14 protein-coding genes are annotated in these 17,006 nt (G+C 44.7%); 9 read left to right on the forward strand and 5 right to left on the reverse strand.

Going from position 1 to position 17,006, the window contains the following annotated elements:
• Positions 1–12: 12 nt before the first annotated feature.
• Together JO154_RS25155 and dnaB are read right to left on the reverse strand one after the other, a co-directional pair.
• Positions 13–1,371, reverse strand: coding sequence for an MATE family efflux transporter (locus JO154_RS25155; protein WP_291951515.1), 1,359 nt, complete (start codon positions 1,369–1,371; stop codon positions 13–15).
• Positions 1,372–1,448: 77 nt separating this feature from the next.
• A complete protein-coding gene (dnaB, locus tag JO154_RS25160; RefSeq protein WP_291951518.1) occupies positions 1,449–3,017 on the reverse strand; it encodes a replicative DNA helicase in 1,569 nt (522 codons plus the stop codon).
• A gap of 622 nt (positions 3,018–3,639) precedes the next feature.
• Here dnaB and pheT point away from each other — a divergent pair.
• The 7 genes from pheT (at position 3,640) to JO154_RS25195 (ending at position 10,592) form a co-directional block, all read left to right on the forward strand.
• Positions 3,640–6,069 carry a phenylalanine--tRNA ligase subunit beta gene (gene pheT, locus JO154_RS25165; RefSeq protein ID WP_291951521.1) on the forward strand — a complete coding sequence of 810 codons (2,430 nt, stop codon included), beginning with the start codon at positions 3,640–3,642 and terminating at the stop codon, positions 6,067–6,069.
• A 12-nt stretch (positions 6,070–6,081) separates the two neighbouring features.
• Positions 6,082–6,390: a hypothetical protein gene (locus JO154_RS25170; RefSeq protein WP_291951524.1), complete on the forward strand. Its 309-nt coding sequence runs from the start codon at positions 6,082–6,084 to the stop codon at positions 6,388–6,390.
• 29 nt (positions 6,391–6,419) lie between these two features.
• On the forward strand, positions 6,420–6,713 hold the full coding sequence (locus JO154_RS25175) for a cell division protein ZapA (RefSeq protein WP_291951530.1): 294 nt from the start codon (positions 6,420–6,422) through the stop codon (positions 6,711–6,713).
• Positions 6,714–6,880: 167 nt separating this feature from the next.
• On the forward strand, positions 6,881–8,440 hold the full coding sequence (gene rny, locus JO154_RS25180) for a ribonuclease Y (RefSeq protein WP_291951531.1): 1,560 nt from the start codon (positions 6,881–6,883) through the stop codon (positions 8,438–8,440).
• Positions 8,441–8,547: 107 nt separating this feature from the next.
• Positions 8,548–9,165, forward strand: coding sequence for a DUF1080 domain-containing protein (locus tag JO154_RS25185; protein ID WP_291951533.1), 618 nt, complete (start codon positions 8,548–8,550; stop codon positions 9,163–9,165).
• Positions 9,165–9,953 (forward strand): SDR family oxidoreductase, encoded by a 789-nt coding sequence (locus JO154_RS25190; protein ID WP_291951535.1) that lies wholly within the window; start codon positions 9,165–9,167, stop codon positions 9,951–9,953. The genes JO154_RS25185 and JO154_RS25190 overlap by 1 nt, the downstream gene beginning before the upstream one ends.
• A gap of 21 nt (positions 9,954–9,974) precedes the next feature.
• The gene (locus tag JO154_RS25195; protein WP_291951537.1) at positions 9,975–10,592 is read left to right on the forward strand and encodes a 5'-methylthioadenosine/S-adenosylhomocysteine nucleosidase; all 618 of its coding nucleotides are present in this window, start codon (positions 9,975–9,977) and stop codon (positions 10,590–10,592) included.
• An 81-nt stretch (positions 10,593–10,673) separates the two neighbouring features.
• On the opposite strand, the gene scpB is transcribed toward JO154_RS25195, so the two are convergent.
• The 3 genes from scpB to JO154_RS25210 form a co-directional block, all read right to left on the reverse strand.
• Complete coding sequence (scpB, locus tag JO154_RS25200) at positions 10,674–11,729, reverse strand: SMC-Scp complex subunit ScpB (RefSeq protein ID WP_291951540.1); 1,056 nt, start codon at positions 11,727–11,729, stop codon at positions 10,674–10,676.
• Between the two features lie 123 nt (positions 11,730–11,852).
• Positions 11,853–12,737 carry an ATP synthase F1 subunit gamma gene (atpG, locus tag JO154_RS25205; protein ID WP_291951543.1) on the reverse strand — a complete coding sequence of 295 codons (885 nt, stop codon included), beginning with the start codon at positions 12,735–12,737 and terminating at the stop codon, positions 11,853–11,855.
• Positions 12,738–12,902: 165 nt separating this feature from the next.
• The gene (locus tag JO154_RS25210) at positions 12,903–13,484 is read right to left on the reverse strand and encodes a DJ-1/PfpI family protein (RefSeq protein WP_291951547.1); all 582 of its coding nucleotides are present in this window, start codon (positions 13,482–13,484) and stop codon (positions 12,903–12,905) included.
• A 174-nt stretch (positions 13,485–13,658) separates the two neighbouring features.
• Between JO154_RS25210 and JO154_RS25215 the strand changes: the two genes are divergently transcribed.
• Both JO154_RS25215 and JO154_RS25220 read left to right on the forward strand, forming a co-directional pair.
• Positions 13,659–15,035, forward strand: coding sequence for a DUF1080 domain-containing protein (locus tag JO154_RS25215; RefSeq protein WP_291951551.1), 1,377 nt, complete (start codon positions 13,659–13,661; stop codon positions 15,033–15,035).
• 102 nt (positions 15,036–15,137) lie between these two features.
• Positions 15,138–16,913 (forward strand): DUF885 family protein, encoded by a 1,776-nt coding sequence (locus tag JO154_RS25220; RefSeq protein ID WP_291951557.1) that lies wholly within the window; start codon positions 15,138–15,140, stop codon positions 16,911–16,913.
• Positions 16,914–17,006: the final 93 nt, after the last annotated feature.

Consider the following 17,006-nt stretch of genomic DNA (forward strand, 5'->3'; position numbering starts at 1 on the left):
TTTGCAAAAGTCCTAAATATCTGCTTCTAATTCCAGTTTTTTAGTGCGCGTATGAAATCTTACAAACAGTAAAACGGATGCGGTCAATAATCCGAGCAATAACGCCCACCATATGCCTTCTACGCCAAAACCCATGGTAATACCCAGGAAATAACCCAATGGGATACCCAGTACCCAATAAGCCAATAAGGTAATAATCGTAGGCACTTTCACATCTCCCAATCCACGAAGCACCCCCAATCCTACTACTTGCGTACCGTCAAACAACTGGAAAAACGCAGCAATAATCAATAATCGGGCTGCAATACTTACCACCTGCTGATCCTGTATATACAACATCGGCAGCAAATGATTCCCAAACATAAACAACAACGCAGTGGTTCCCATCAATACCAACACCATATGGTAACTGGCAATGGCGGACATACGCAGTCCTCGGAAATCTTTCTTACCATAGTTATTCCCGCTTTTAATCCCCGCAGCAGCAGATATTCCACTGGCCATCATATAGGTCATCGCAGCAAGACTCAACGCAATCTGATGCGCCGCCAGTTCTGCAGCACCCATCCAACCCACCATGATAGCGGCGCCACTAAATGCACTCACTTCAAAAATATACTGTAACGCTACTGGCGTACCAATCCCCAGGATTTTCTTCAAATTAGAAAATTGGATATTATTGAAGCCAAAAGATCGCAGGTAATCCTTAAACCTAGGCGAACGCAATACATAAATCATCATGGTAATCCCCATCAACAACCTATCTGTAAATGTGGCAATCCCCACACCTACTACGCCCATGCGCGGTAAGCCAAACAGTCCATATACCAACGATATCCCAATGACAATGTTGATGATATTCCCAATGATAGAAATATTCATCGCCTGCCTAGTAAAGCCCAATCCCTCTGCAAATTGTTTGAAGGTCAAAAACAACATCAAGGGTATAAACGAAAACCCAAGATAACGCAAGAAAGGCCGCGCCTGGGCCACTACATCGGCTTCCTGATCCAACAAATCCATATGTCCACTACCCCAATAAATAACCATGGATAACAATACCCCTACCGTCATATTGATAATCAAACTATGACTGAGCAGATGTCCAATACTGTTTTTATTACCTCGACCATTCTCTTGTGCAATCAATGGGGTCAATCCATAGGACATGCCAATACCTGTCACCATAAAGATGGAAAACAAACTATTTCCCAGAGAAACCGCTGCCAGCGGTACTTTCCCCGTATGTCCAATAATAAGGCTATCGGATAGCGCCACCAAGGTATGCCCCAACTGGCTAATCACCACCGGATAAGCTAAACTGAAATTATCCCGATAGTATGATCTATACTTTAAATACAATTGTTTCATCGGTTCTTCTGTTATTTCATATCAATAAAAAAGCCGGCATCATACGATGCCGGCTTTTGCAAATAAGTTTTTACCTGCTAAAAGGGAGCATCTTCAAATCCTTCATCAAAGTCCATATCATTCATCTTGGACCCTTTCTGGATATAGAGTTTTGCTTCATCATTGCCGCCACCGCCGCCATGTTGCTGACGCATACCTGCGAATGGATTACCACCACCTGGGTTTTCCAAACTACCATCATCTTCAAAACGCTGGAATTCCAGTACAGCTCTCAATTTGATAGTATCCAACTGACCATTACGGTGCTTGGCTATACGAACGTGGGTTTCACCTTTATTGGATTCACCCATTTCATTGGTATTGATTTCATAATACTCAGGACGATACAAGAACATAACCATGTCCGCATCCTGCTCGATCGCTCCAGATTCACGTAAATCGGATAACTGCGGCATTTTGTTACCGTCTTTTCGTTTTTCCACATCACGACTCAACTGCGACAACGCAATCACCGGTACTTGCAACTCTTTTGCAAGCCCTTTCAAATCCCTCGAAATCTTACTGATCTCTTGTTCACGGTTACTTCCTCTACCATCGCCACTTCCACTCATCAACTGGAGGTAGTCGATAATGATAACGCCTACGCCATGATTATGCACCAAACGTCTACACTTGGCACGTAATTCGAAAATATTGAGGGCCGGGGTATCATCAATGAAAATCGGAGCTTTCGCCAGGCGTTCAATACCATGGGTCATCAGCTTCTTCATTTCATATTCTTCCAGTTTACCACGGGAAATTTTTTCCAATTTAATCTCTGACTCCGCAGAAAGAATACGTTGTACAATCTGTCCGGACGACATCTCCAAAGAGAATACCGCCGCACCTTTTGGAAATCTTGGGTGCAACGCCGCATTCCTAGCCAGGTTCAACGCAAAAGCGGTCTTACCCACAGACGGACGTGCCGCAATAATGATCAAATCCGTCGACTGCCAACCATATGTAACCTTATCCAGAGAAGGAAATCCTGATGGAACACCGGTAATATCATCTCCTTTATTACGCAGATCCTCGATACGTTTCATGGTATTAACCAACACGCGGTCGATGGAGTCATAGTTTTTACGTAAGTGGTTATTTGTGATTTCAAACAGCTTTGATTCGGCACTGTCAAGCAGGTCGAATACATCAGCCGTATCTTCGTAAGATTCTGTAAGGATCTCTCCGGAAATGCGAATCAGCTCTCGCTGGATGAATTTCTGCAGGATAATACGCGCATGGGCTTCGATGTTGGCAGAAGAAACAACCGAGTTGGTCAACTTCATTACTGTAAACGCTCCGCCTACAGCCTCCAAAGATCCCATAGAACGCAGCTCTTCTGTAACAGTCAGAATATCCACCGGCATGGACTTAGAGGCCAACCGGGTCATGGCGGAAAATATTAACTGGTGCGCCTCTACGTAAAAACACTCTCCCTTCAATATCTCTACAACAACGTCAAAGGCACCTTTTTCCAGCATGATGGCTCCCAAAACAGCTTCTTCCAGTTCCTTAGCCTGAGGGGGTACTTTCCCGTACACTAAGGACGATACCTCAATGGACGATTTTCTGCGCACATTGCGGTCTTTCTTGAGATTGAGATCCATTTATGGTTAGTGTGTTAAAAAAAGTTAATAAAAGGTTACTGTCAATGGGCTTTTCCTGGTGCTTTACAATTGATTGGTATGCATTATTCTCGCATTCTGACGCTTATTGCTACTTTAAGAAATTGTAAACTTTTTCGAGCCGTACAAACTAAGGTAATGGCATTTTTTCATTTATCACTGTCCCGAAACGGACTAAATTTATTAAGCCTCAGTCACAGGTTATCCACCGGCGAAATGTCAGTTATCCACTGACGCAACCATAGTTTTCCACCAAAAGCCAGGAAAATCCCTAGCAAAGGTCTGATTATTCACACACATTTGTGAAAAAAAGATTTTCACATTTGCTTTTTTTTCTCAGAACAAGGATTTTGTATCGCAAAGTCGCAAAGAAATTAAGATCGCAATGTAGAATAAATGATGTTGTTCCGGGAGACACGTGTCTACTGAAACAATATCATTTCATTGTAATAATCAATTATATACATAATTGTTATTTATTTAATTCTACTGATATCATTTGCGCCTTTGACCCTTTGCGACTTTGCGAGCCAAAATCTTTGCGCCTTTGCGCGCCAAGGCTTAACTTTACGGCTCTTATATATTAACTGATCAGATTAATAAAATGACGATTTCATACAACTGGCTATGTGATTATTTACCGGTGAAGCCTACACCACAGGAATTATCCACCATCTTAACCCGCATCGGCCTCGAGGTGGAAAGCCTCGAAAAATTTGAAGCTGTTAAAGGAAGCCTGGAAGGTTTAGTGATCGGAGAAGTGCTGACAACTGCCAAACACCCCAATGCGGATAAACTAAGCCTGACTACAGTGAACATCGGTGCTGCAGAACCACTGCACATCGTTTGCGGCGCTCCCAATGTTGCAGCAGGACAAAGAGTAGTCGTAGCCCCTATCGGCGCTACCATCTACCCTGTTGGCGGAGAACCCGTAACCATGAAAAAAGCTAAAATCAGAGGCGAAGAAAGTCAAGGTATGATCTGTGCCGAAGACGAAATCGGTATGGGTACCAGCCATGATGGTATCCTCGTACTCGATCCTTCCCTCGTTCCAGGAACACCTGCTAGCGAAATTTTCCATCCCGCACAGGACTGGATATACGAAATTGGTCTCACGCCAAACCGTATGGATGCAATGAGCCATATCGGCGTAGCCAAAGACGTTTGCGCATTCCTCAATAACCTCGAACATACACACAAATACCAGGTGCAACTGCCAGTATTCAACGGTCTGACTCCTTCCGGCCCTGAACTGCCTATCAGTATCACCATCGAAAATACGGACGGGTGTCCTCGTTACTCCGGTGTAAGCATCACCGGCGTAAAAGTGGGTCCTTCTCCTGAATGGCTGAAAAACAAACTGGAAGCCATCGGCGTACGTGCTATCAACAATATTGTGGATATCACCAACTTCGTACTCCATGAAACCGGCCAACCTTTACACGCTTTCGATGCCACTGCGGTAAAAGGAAATGCGATCGTGGTAAAAAACCTGCCACAAGATACCATCTTCGTTACCCTGGACGACAAAGAAAGGAAACTGGATGCCTCTGATCTGATGATCTGCAACGGTGCTGGTGAAGGAATGTGCATTGCCGGCGTATTCGGCGGCGCACACTCCGGTGTAACGGATACGACTACCCAAATCTTCCTGGAAAGTGCTTTCTTCAATGCAGGCATGATCCGTACCACCTCCTTCCGTCACGGCCTCCGCACAGACGCAGCTACCCGTTTCGAAAAAGGTGTGGATATCTCCAATGTGGTGTTCGCACTGGAACGCGCTGCCAATCTGATTGTAGAACTGGCAGGCGGACAAATTGCCTCTAAAGTACAGGATGTTTACCCTTCCGTTAAACGTAAAACTGAAGTGGAAACTACCTACGCATATGTACGCAAACTGAGTGGTAGCAACTACCCTGCGGATAAAATCAAGAATATCCTCGTTAGCCTGGGCTTCGATGTTCTCGCGGAAACCGCCGAAGGTATTCGCGTAGCCGTTCCATTCAGCAAACCTGATATCAGTCTCCCTGCAGATCTGGTAGAGGAAGTAATGCGCATTGACGGACTTGATAACATCGCGATTCCTTCTCAAGTATCTATTTCCCCAGCACTGTCGGCACAACCAGATCCTGAAAAAGTGAAGGAAAAAATTGCTGATTACCTGGCTGGTAATGGTTTCAATGAAATCTTTACCAACTCTATCACGAACAGCAAATACTATCCGGAAGAGGTACTGGCTACTGCGGTGAAAATGATGAACAGTCTCACCGTGGAACTGGACATCATGCGTCCATCCATGCTGGAAACTGGTCTGGAAGCAATTTCCCATAACCTGAACCGTAAGAATGAAAATCTGTTATTCTTTGAATTCGGGAAAACATACTTGGCTAAAGAAGGCAAGTACATCGAAAACAACCACTTAAGCCTATATCTGACCGGTCAGAAAACAGCAGAAACTTGGATGCACAAAGCCGCTCCGGTGGATTTCTACTTCCTGAAAGGGTATGTTATTAACGTTCTCGGACAACTGGGCTATCGTAACCTACAATGGGCTGAAAGTGAAGGTACTGGCCTGACCCCTTCCTGGGAAATTAAAGTAAAAAATCAGGTAGTGGTAACGCTTGGTGGTGTATCTTCACAACAACTGAAACAGTTTGATATTAAACAACCAGTTTGGTTTGCGGACTTTAATTGGGATAAAATGATCGGACTGTTGCAAAAAAGTGATAACTTTTACAAAGAAATACCACGTTTCCCGGCAGTTCGTCGTGATCTGGCCCTTGTGTTAGACAGACAAGTGAAATTTGCCGCCGTGGAAGCAGCAGCAAAGGCAGTGAAATCGCCTTTATTGCAGGATATCAATCTGTTCGATGTGTTCGAGAGCGAAAAACTGGGTGCGAATAAGAAATCGTACGCCGTGAGCTTCACTTTCTTGGATAGCCAGAAAACCCTCACTGACAAGGAAATTGACAGTGTAATGGATAAACTGGTAAAAAACTTCCAGACACAACTGCAGGCGGAGATCCGAAAATAATTAATCAGTAATATGGTTCTTGAGCAATACATACAACGTGTGGAGGAAAAATTGCACCTGCTGCTGAAAAAAATGCAGCAGGTGCAGTCCGAAAATGCGTCATTGCGCGAAGAACTAAACACCAGGCAACAGGAGTTGCATGAGCAGCAGGGAGTTATACAGGGTCTGGAAGAAAGGCTGCAGTTGATGAAAATCGCTGCCAGTACCCAGGGAACTCATCCCGTAGCGGAGGAAGATGAAGCCTTCCGTAAGGAGATACGCGGCAAAATCAATGATTATATCAAAGAAATTGACAGATGTATCGCCCTATTGAATGCATAAGTGTCACTTGAAGTAAACCAAATATCCGAATGGACCAGCTCATTCCAGTAAACATTGTCGTGGCGGACCGCTCTTACCGGATCAAGATAAAACCGGAAGAGGAAGAAGAGGTACGTCGCATTATGAAAGAAGTGAATGAGAAAATAGTTGATTTCAAGGCCTCTTACGCAGGGAAAGACCTTCAAGATTACATCGCGATGGCCCTCATTATGTATGCTACCCACCCCGTAACCAGTGGTGGCAAAGCCCAGGCAATTACTGCCCCATTTTTACAGGAAAAGCTCGAAAAACTCGAAGAATTAATCAACCAAGCACTGGGTTAACACGTTACGCGTTGTTAAACAATGAATTAGCTAAAATGCTAATAATCACGTATTAAACACGCTTTACTGCTATTTTTTTGTATTTTCGCGGGTCAGTTCTCGCCCTGAAACTGCATGAAGTACAGGGTTTAGAGAATACTACATAAATCAAGTTTTAAAGAATTCATATGGATGTTACGCTTATAATAACTGCTATAGTAGCGCTAATAATAGGGATTGCGGCAGGAAAAGTGATATTTGCTAAAAATACACAACAGAAAATAGACGACGCTGAACAGCAGGCCAAAAAAATCATCGCCGATGCACAGACTACCGGCGAGAACATGAAAAAGGACAGACTGCTCGAAGCGAAAGAAAAATACCTGCAAATGAAGAGCGAGCACGAAAAGGAAGTGCTCCAACGCAATCAAAAACTCGTTGACTCTGAAAACCGTATCAAACAAAAGGAACAGAGTCTTAACCAGAAAAATGAACAGGTTCAGAAACAAATCAATGAAAATGACGCGATTAAAGAGACGCTGAACCGTCAAATGGAACTGGTAACCATCAAACGTACGGAACTGGAAAAGCACCAGGAAGAACATATCCGTCGTCTTGAAAAAGTGGCCGGCCTCACTGCTGAAGAAGCTAAACACCAACTGGTGGAAAGCCTGAAAGAAGAAGCCCGCTCCCAAGCCCTGGCTCATATCCAGGAAATCATCGAAGACGCTAAAACAAAAGCGAACAAAGAAGCTAAGAAAATCATCATCCAGTCTATCCAGCGTACTGCTGCTGAACAGACTATCGAGAATACCATCACCGTATTCACCCTCGAAAGCGACGAAATCAAAGGCCAAATCATCGGTCGTGAAGGCCGTAATATCCGTGCCATCGAAGCCGCTACTGGTGTAGATCTGATCGTAGATGATACTCCTGAAGCTATCGTACTCTCTTCCTTCGACCCACTGCGTCGTGAAATCGCACGTCTGTCCCTGCAACGCCTCGTTCAGGACGGTCGTATCCACCCTGCACGTATCGAAGAAGTAGTAGAAAAAACTAAGAAACAACTGGAAGAACAGGTAATGGATATCGGTGAAAGAACCGTTATCGAACTGGGTATCCATGGTCTGCATAAAGAACTCGTTCGCCTGGTAGGTAAAATGCGTTTCCGCTCTTCCTACGGTCAGAACCTGCTCATGCACTCTAAAGAAACAGCTAACCTCTGCGCTGTAATGGCAGCAGAACTGGGCCTCAACCCTAAATTAGCTAAACGTGCCGGTCTCCTCCACGATATCGGTAAAGTACCAGACGAAGAAACTGAACTGAGCCACGCCCTCCTCGGCGCCAAACTGGCGGAGAAATATGGTGAACACGCTGCGGTAGTAAATGCTATCGGCGCTCACCACGACGAGATGGAAATGCAGTATGTGATCTCTCCTATCGTTCAGGCCTGTGATGCTATCTCCGGTGCCCGCCCAGGCGCTCGCCGCGAAATCATGCAAAGCTACCTGCAACGTATTAAAGACCTGGAAAACCTGGCCCTCTCCCATGAAGGTGTGGAAAAAGCCTACGCTATCCAGGCAGGTCGTGAACTGCGCGTAATCGTGGAAAGTGATAAAGTTTCCGATAACGACGCTGATCGCCTCTCTTTCGAAATTGCAAACAAAATCCAGACAGAGATGCAGTATCCGGGCCAAATCAAAGTAACCGTTATCCGCGAAAAACGCGCGGTAAACGTTGCCCGTTAGTTCATATAAGAAATTTAGAAAAAAAGAATTTACATTTTATATTGGGTCCTTCGGCTAATCACCGAAGGACTTTTTTTATTCCTGAAACGTAAAATGTAAATTTCGTTATGACAAAACCCTTGTTTAAGCTCATCCTGGGAGCCTGCATCCTCCTAGGCGCCAGCCAAACATTCGCACAGAAAAAAGCCATCTCCTTGTTCAATGGAAAAAACCTTGACGGCTGGAAAGTGTATGGTACCGAAAAATGGTATGTGGATAACGGTGAACTGGTTTGCGAAAGCGGCCCAGACAAAGAATACGGATATCTCGGTACGGATAAGGATTTCAAGAATTTCGAGCTGACCGTTGTGTTCAAACAGGAAGCCAATGGTAACAGCGGCGTGTTCTTCCACTCTTCCCTGGAAGGCACCAAAATCACGGGCTGGCAGGCAGAAGTAGCGCCTCCTAACCAACATACTGGCGGTATTTATGAATCCTATGGCCGCGGATGGCTCATCAAGCCAGATCAGGAAAAAGAACAATACCTGAAAATGGGGGAATGGAATACCATGAAAGTCCGTGTGGTGGGCGACAGCGTTACTACCTGGCTGAATGGTCATGAAATGATCCAATTGAAAGATCAAAAAATCGGCGCCGCCAATGGCCAGATTGCATTACAGATTCACTCAGGTGGAGGCATTAAGGTAAGATGGAAAAGCGTTAAATTGGTACCATTGAAATCATAATGACTTACCAAGATAAAGTTATACTCATTACAGGCGCCAGCTCCGGAATTGGTCGGGAGCTGGCGCTGTTGCTTGCAAAGGAAAAAGCGCGACTCATACTCGTAGCGCGCAATGCAGACCGATTACTGGCTGTCTCCCAACAATGTCTCCAACATACGCCTCATTGCGAAACCCTTATCATGGACGTTACGGATGAACAAGCAGTAAACTTTGGTGCCGCTGCTGCCCTACGCATTTTCGGCCATATAGATGTATTAGTCAATAACGCCGGCGTCACCCAACGATCCAAGCTAATTGATACATCTGTATCGGCAGTTCGACAACTGATGGAGGTTAATTTCTTCGGACCCGTTATGCTGACAAAAGCCCTGCTGCCTCATTTCCAGGAGCGTGGGCAAGGACAGATCGTAGTGGTGAGTAGTATGGCTGGATTGTTTGGATACCCTTGGCGTTCTGGCTACAATGCCGCCAAACATGCCCTGAATGGCTATTTTGAAACGCTGCAAACGGAACAGCCTATCCCGGAATTATATACGACCATCGTTTGCCCAGGACGTATACATACGCCTATCACTTTTTCTGCTATCACGGCGGATGGCCAGCCTTTCGGGAAAATGGACCCCGGTCAGGAGCATGGCATTCCGGTGGAAGTATGCGCCCGTAAGATCCTCTCCGCTATGCGCCGACGTAAAAAACTGGTGAAAATTGCCAGGATGGAAAAGGTGCTCTTGTGGATAAAAAGATATTTTCCCCCACTCTTTTATGTGATTGCCCGGAAAGGGAATTAACTTGCAGCAGATTTTCGAATTATGCAAGCAACTAATACCCTCGTTGAAACTGCCAGTCTGCAGCAATTGCTGCAACAGGATCCCCTGTTCGTGTTCGCGCTGGCATCTGAATGTACTCATGAATTTGACCACGCCGACAAACTGTTTATAGGGATAGGAAAGGTCAATGCCGCCTATCATCTCACTAAAAAAATTGCAGAAAAACGTCCTAAACTTATTATTAACCTGGGTTCTGCCGGTAGCAATGAGTTTGAGAGAGGTACAGTAGTATGCTGCACCCGCTTTATCCAACGGGATATGGATGTGCGTCCACTGGGGTTTGCGAAGTATGAAACGCCGTTATCCGGACAGGCCCCCCTGTTGGAATATGGCATCCAAGCACCAGGGTTACCGATGGGTACCTGCGGAACTGGCGACAGCTTTGAAATAGGCCATGTGACGGATGATTACAATGTCATTGATATGGAAGCTTATCCACTGGCTTGGATCGCGCAACAGGAAAATATTCCTTTCCTCAGCTTGAAATATATTTCTGATGGGGCCGATGGAAAAGCAGCAGAAGATTGGCAGATAGCCGTTCATCTGGCAGCAGCGGCACTGAAGGAAGTGATTGTAAGATTAGGGGGAGACACGCAGTAATCCAGTAGGAACAGCTTAAAAATATAAAAGCCCGACATTCAGGATGTCGGGCTTATTTTTTGGCCTAATAGGCAATGTGTTTTATTTCTTTTCAGGATGGTCTTCGTCGTTTTCCGACTCGTCATCTTCATCGTCCTCGTCTTCTTCCTCATCATCTTCTTCATCTTCATCTTCCTCATCATCTTCATCATCCTCATCTTCGTCGTCTTCTTCTTCCGCTTCATGATCTTGTTCATCTCCGCTACGGGCGTCATCGGGTTCTGCATCTTCATCTTCCGCGGCGCCGCTGCGATCTTCCTGTTCGGCTTGATCTTGCAGGAAAGTTTCGAAATGGATGATTTCATCGTCTGGTTCTGCTTCTTCGTCTTCGGAGGCAGGAACGTTCGGATCTGATTCATCTTCCATCATAGTAAAATCAGTGGCATTGGGGCTGGTAAGGTGATCCAGTTGATGGTCTGGGTCCAGGAGTTCTCCATCTTCGGAAACCATCATGGCATGGCCTTCAGGGCCAGTTTGGTCGCCTTTGGCATGTTCTCCCCGTCCGATGGTGGCTGTTTCGTCATTAATGAGAGTAGGCTGTACCATTTCCTCATCAAAGAGTTCTTTCAGTTTAGGTAAATCTGCTGGAGAATTGATACCGAAATAATCCATAAAGGAACGGGAAACAGAATACAGCAGCGGTTTGCCCGGCAGTTCTTCACTACGGCCACTGATGATGATTAATTCTTTTTCCAGGAGTTTCTGAATGGAATAATCGGTACTTACACCGCGTATGTATTCAATTTCGCCTTTAGAAATAGGCTGACGATAAGCAATGATAGCCAGTGTTTCCAGTGCGGCAGTGGACAAGCGTTTGAGAAACTTGTCGCCATTCAACTGGGCAACGGTTTGGTAATAGTCTTTCTTGGTAAGGAATTGGAATCCGCCTCCACTACTTCTCACTTCAAAAGCATAGAATTCGGAGCTATACTTTTCTTTAATGGCTTCAATGGCAGCTTCCACCTGATCGAGTGTGGCTCGATCTTCGAGGAAAGCCAGGGCATTGTTTAATAAATCCAGGATTTCCAACATGGGCAGAGGCCTATCGGCAGCAAAAATAAGTGCTTCCACATGTGGAATGATCTGAGATATCTCCATAAAATAATAGTGGTAATGGCGGATTTACAAAAAAGGTCAAAGACCGAAAATACAGTCTTTGACCCTATTCTGAAAATATTATTATTCAGTTGTTGACTAGGTGTGAATAACCTGAAATAGTTATCAACCAGCGAGTGCAGCGGCGCCACTAACGATCTCAGTGAGCTCGGTGGTGATGGCAGCCTGACGTGCGCGGTTGTAAGAGATTTTCAAGTTACGCAGCAATTCAGAAGCATTTTCTGTTGCTTTATCCATCGCGGTCATACGTGCACCATGCTCGGATGCATGAGAATCCAGGATTGCTTTAAAGAACTGAGTATTCAGAATTTTAGGCATCAATTCAGCGATCAGTACATCTTTCTGAGGCTCATAGATGAAATCAGCTTTCAGGCTTTTTTCATCTTGGTTTTCCACTTTCGCGATTGGGAGGAACTGTTCTGCTACAAAATCCTGCATCGCGGCGTTTTTGAACTGGCTGTAGATGATTTCTACTGCGTCATAGGTACCATCAATAAAACCTTCCATCGCAGCACCAGCAGCTTCTTTCACATGATCAAAGGTAAGATTACCGAACATGTTCCAGAACTTGTCATTTACTTTATAACCGTTGTTCACAAAGTGCTCATAACCTTTCTTACCGACAGGCATGATTTCAACATTTCCCTTCTCAAATTGTTCAGCATATTTATCGCGGATAACGCGTTTTGCCGCTTTGATCAGGTTAGAGTTGAAAGCGCCGCACAGCCCTCTGTCAGAAGTGATTACCACGATCAGTACTTTTTCAATCTCACGTTGAGCAGCCAGTGGTGTATCGATATTGCCTTCGCTGTTGGAAACAATATTCTGCAACATATCCTGCAGTTTCAGCGCGTAAGGACGCATCAACGTAATGGCATCCTGTGCACGTTTCAACTTAGCAGCACTCACCATTTTCATGGCTTTCGTGATCTGCTGACCAGATTGAATAGATTTGATTCGGTTACGAACTTCTTTAAGCTGTCCGGACATATATTTAAAATCGATTACGAATTACAAAAGATGTAAAACCCGAGGTTTGACCCTTGAATTTGGCTGCAAAGGTAAGCATTGCCAGATTAATTTGAAAATCCGTAATGAGATTATTTCTAATTAATTTATGCCTATGGGTATCAGTAATTTACAAATACCAAAACATTACAGTGTGATAGTAGTGCCCAGTACCTTTAAAAATTCCGCTATCCATTGAGGATGAGCAGGCCAAGCTGGAGAAGTCACTAATTTACCGTCTACCACGGCTTCTGTAACATTCACGGTGACATACTCTCCACCCGCAGCGGTCACTTCTGGTGCCACTGCCGGATATGCCGTCAGTTTACGTCCTCGCACCACATCTGCGGCCGTTAATATCTGAATACCGTGACATACCGCGGCCACTGGCTTATCGTTGGCAAAGAAATGCTTTACCACTTCCAATACCTGCTTATTTAAGCGCAGATATTCGGGCGCACGGCCGCCAGCAATCACCAAGGCATCATAATCCGCCGCCTTGACATCGTTAAAGGCCGCATTCAACACAAATCCATGGCCTGGCTTCTCGCTGTAAGTCTGATCTCCTTCAAAATCATGTATCGCTGTCTTAATCTTATCCCCTGCTTTCTTATCCGGACAAACAGCATGCACCTCATGCCCAATCATCTGGAGCATCTGGAAGGGTACCATTGTTTCATAATCTTCTGCGTAATCGCCGGTGAGCAGCAGTATTTTCTTTTGTGCCATGGATTAATGGTTTAAAATTGAGTAATTAAAAACGCTTCTGAAGATAAGGAATTTCAGTTAGCCACTTTTCCTTCTATCCAAAGAATTAACAACTTCATAAAAATCATCCATGCAATCGGTTGTAAAAGTGAAATGTATTTCCTATTTTGGACACCACTTATTTCCGGTTTAGTTATGAAAAAATTACTACTTGTATGTGGCGGTGTGCTCCTCATGTCCGGCGCACTGCTGGCCCAGAAGGCCGACAAATCAGGATGGCAGGACCTTTTCAATGGGAAAGACCTGAAAGGCTGGAAACAGCTAGGCGGTAAGGCTATCTATACCGCGCAAAACGGGGAAATCGTTGGTACTACAGTGATCAATACCCCTAACTCTTTCCTCGCCACAGATAAAGACTATGGTGATTTTATCCTTGAACTGGAATTCAGACTGGAAAAGGATTTTAACTCCGGTATTCAATTCCGTAGCCAAAGTCGTGATGATTACCAGAATGGTCGCGTATTCGGCTACCAGATGGAAATAGATCCGTCAGACCGTAAATGGAGCGGTGGTATTTATGAAGAAGGTCGCAGAGGATGGCAATATCCAATGGAATTGAATACTGCCGGACAAAACGCTTTCAAAAAAGATGGCTGGAATAAATATCGTATTGAATGTAGAGGTAATGAGATGCGTACTTGGGTGAATGGCGTACCTACTGCTCACCTAATAGACACGGCTTTACCAAAGGGTTTCATTGCCTTGCAGGTGCACGGCATTGGCAAAAATGAGGCAGATGCCAATAAGAGTATCCACTGGCGTAATCTGCGCATCATAGAAAATCCTAAGGCTTCCCAATATTCTCCTTACGATAACATCTACGTGGTGAATAATGTGGTGAATACCGTTTCTGGACAACAGAAAAAGAATGGTTTTCAATTACTTTGGGATGGTAAAACCAACAAAGGCTGGAGAGGTTACAATATGAAAACCTTCCCTGATAAAGGTTGGACTTATAACGATGGTACCATGACGATCCATCATAGCGATGGTAATGAAGAAGGTAGTGGGGGAGACATCGTTACGGATAAGGAATACGGCGCTTTTGAAATGGAATTCGAGTTCAAACTTACCAAGGGTGCCAATTCCGGCGTAAAATATTTCGTAAAAGAGTCATATGACACGAAAGGTAAATCCGCAATCGGTTTGGAGTACCAAGTACTGGACGATGAAGTTCACCCGGATGCTAAACTCGGAAGAGATGGAAACCGCACACTGGCTTCACTTTATGACCTGATTGCAAGAAAACAGGAAAAACGTGCCATATTACCCATTGGAGAATGGAACAAAGGTCGTATTATTGTGTATCCAAATAACCACGTAGAACACTGGCTGAATGGTTTTAAAGTGTTGGAATACGAAAGAGGTTCTCAAGCCTTCAAAGATCTCGTGGCTATCAGCAAATATAAAAACTGGACTAACTTTGGTCTGTGGCCAGAAGGTCACATTCTCCTCCAGGATCACGGTAATGAAGTGTCTTTCAGGAGTTTAAGACTTAAAGTACTCAAATAAAATATTTTATCTTTTTTTTCATTGTTCACTGTTCTAAATAAGCATTCCGATTCTTCGGAATGCTTTCTTTTTTATTAGATTTATTGTCTCTAAACCTCTCTTATGACGTTATCCAAGTACAAAACCGGCATCGTTGCCCTGGCAACCCTATTGGCCGTCTCGTGTAAAAACGGGGGCAACCAACAGGAAACCGCCACTAAACTCCGGGATATTGCCGCCCGTTATTATGACGCCAATATGGCCCTCAATCCCCTGCAAGCCACCTTTAATGGGGAAAACAAATACAATGGCGAATTGGCCATTGATATCAGCGACTCCTGGAGAGCCTCCACAGACTCCGTTTGTGTAAAATTCCAGGACGAACTGAAAAGCATTGATACTTCCCTCCTCAGCCCCAACGACCGTATCACCTTTGATATGCTCTCTCGTGAACTGAGTATGACCAGGGAATCTTTCAAATTTCATGATAACCTGATGCCAGTGCAGCAGTTTACCTGTCTGCCGCTTACCATGGCGCAACTTGGTTCTGGCTCTTCCGCCCAACCCTTCAAAACATTGGAAGACTACCACAACTTCATGAAGCGTATGCAACGTTTTGCCGAGTGGTCAGACACGGCTATCGCCAACATGAAACGTGGTATCGCTACAGGCAATGTGCTGCCTAAAGCCCTGGTGGTAAAAACCCTTCCACAATTGGCCGATCTTGCCAAAAACGATACGACGAATATTTATTTCGCTCCACTGAAATCCATTCCAGATTCCATCCCAGCGGCAGATAGATCCAAACTGGCAGCGGATTATAGGTCGGCTGTGGAAACATATATCCTTCCGTCCTATGCTAAGCTGAAACAGTTCATGGAAACGGAATATTTGCCTAAAGCCCGTACCAGCAGCGGTATTGATAGTCTCCCTGATGGGAAGGCGCTATACAGCTTCTTAATTAAAAACTGGACGACTACAGACAAGACGCCAGAAGAAATTTTCGCGCTGGGCGAAAAGGAAGTAGCACGCATCCGTGGGGAAATGGAAGCCGTGAAAACCAGTGTAGGTTTTAAAGGGGACCTGCCTGCATTCTTTGAATTTGTACGCACTGATAAACAATTCAGAATTTTCAAAACGCCTGCGGAAGTATTGGATTCCTTTAAGGCGATCGAAAATAAGATTATGCCAGGCGTGCGCAAGATGTATGGTCGTCTCCCTAAAACAAAATTTGAAATCAGACAAACAGAAGCCTTCCGTGCAGCTTCTGCCTCTGCGGAATATCAAGCAGGATCACCTGATGGCAGCAGACCAGGCGTGTTTTACGTACCTATTCTCGATGCTACCAAATTCAGCTATACAGGGATGGAATGCCTGTTCCTGCATGAAGCGATTCCTGGTCACCACTTCCAGTTCTCTTTGCAACAGGAAAATGACTCTCTGCCTAAATTCCGTCGTTTCACTTGGATAGGCGCTTATGGCGAAGGTTATGCGCTTTATTGTGAAAGTCTGGGTAAAGAACTGGGACTGTATACGAATCCTTATATGTACTTCGGCCGACTCAGTGATGAAATTCATCGCGCTATTCGTTTAGTGGTTGACGTTGGATTGCATAGCAAAGGTTGGACACGTGAACAAGCCATTAAATATATGATGGATAATGAACCCGTTTCTGAACAGGAAGTAACGGCTGAAATCGAGCGCTACATGGCGATTCCGGGTCAAGCGTTATCTTACAAAATCGGAGAATTAAAGATCCGTGAGTTGCGCAATAAATACACGTCAGAACTGGGAAATAAATTCTCTTTATCCTCGTTCCACGATGAACTGCTGAAAGATGGTTGTGTGCCGCTTTCCGTATTGGAACAGAAAATGGCACGTTGGGCCAAAACATTCTAAAAAGATTTTAACAGATTTTTTAGGGAGAGATTAAAAAAATCTCTCCCTTTTTTTATTTCGTCAAAATATTGATTTACAAATCGTTAAAACTGC

Origin of the sequence: Chitinophaga sp., assembly GCF_019236475.1 — a bacterium.
GTDB lineage: Bacteria > Bacteroidota > Bacteroidia > Chitinophagales > Chitinophagaceae > Chitinophaga.

Excerpts from the sequence above, each read along its gene's own strand:
- JO154_RS25155 (WP_291951515.1), bottom strand. The coding sequence starts at position 1,371 with ATGAAACAATTGTATTTAAAGTATAGATCATACTATCGGGATAATTTC.
- dnaB (WP_291951518.1), bottom strand. The coding sequence starts at position 3,017 with ATGGATCTCAATCTCAAGAAAGACCGCAATGTGCGCAGAAAATCGTCC.
- pheT (WP_291951521.1), top strand. The coding sequence starts at position 3,640 with ATGACGATTTCATACAACTGGCTATGTGATTATTTACCGGTGAAGCCT.
- JO154_RS25170 (WP_291951524.1), top strand. The coding sequence starts at position 6,082 with ATGGTTCTTGAGCAATACATACAACGTGTGGAGGAAAAATTGCACCTG.
- JO154_RS25175 (WP_291951530.1), top strand. The coding sequence starts at position 6,420 with ATGGACCAGCTCATTCCAGTAAACATTGTCGTGGCGGACCGCTCTTAC.
- rny (WP_291951531.1), top strand. The coding sequence starts at position 6,881 with ATGGATGTTACGCTTATAATAACTGCTATAGTAGCGCTAATAATAGGG.
- JO154_RS25185 (WP_291951533.1), top strand. The coding sequence starts at position 8,548 with ATGACAAAACCCTTGTTTAAGCTCATCCTGGGAGCCTGCATCCTCCTA.
- JO154_RS25190 (WP_291951535.1), top strand. The coding sequence starts at position 9,165 with ATGACTTACCAAGATAAAGTTATACTCATTACAGGCGCCAGCTCCGGA.
- JO154_RS25195 (WP_291951537.1), top strand. The coding sequence starts at position 9,975 with ATGCAAGCAACTAATACCCTCGTTGAAACTGCCAGTCTGCAGCAATTG.
- scpB (WP_291951540.1), bottom strand. The coding sequence starts at position 11,729 with ATGGAGATATCTCAGATCATTCCACATGTGGAAGCACTTATTTTTGCT.
- atpG (WP_291951543.1), bottom strand. The coding sequence starts at position 12,737 with ATGTCCGGACAGCTTAAAGAAGTTCGTAACCGAATCAAATCTATTCAA.
- JO154_RS25210 (WP_291951547.1), bottom strand. The coding sequence starts at position 13,484 with ATGGCACAAAAGAAAATACTGCTGCTCACCGGCGATTACGCAGAAGAT.
- JO154_RS25215 (WP_291951551.1), top strand. The coding sequence starts at position 13,659 with ATGAAAAAATTACTACTTGTATGTGGCGGTGTGCTCCTCATGTCCGGC.
- JO154_RS25220 (WP_291951557.1), top strand. The coding sequence starts at position 15,138 with ATGACGTTATCCAAGTACAAAACCGGCATCGTTGCCCTGGCAACCCTA.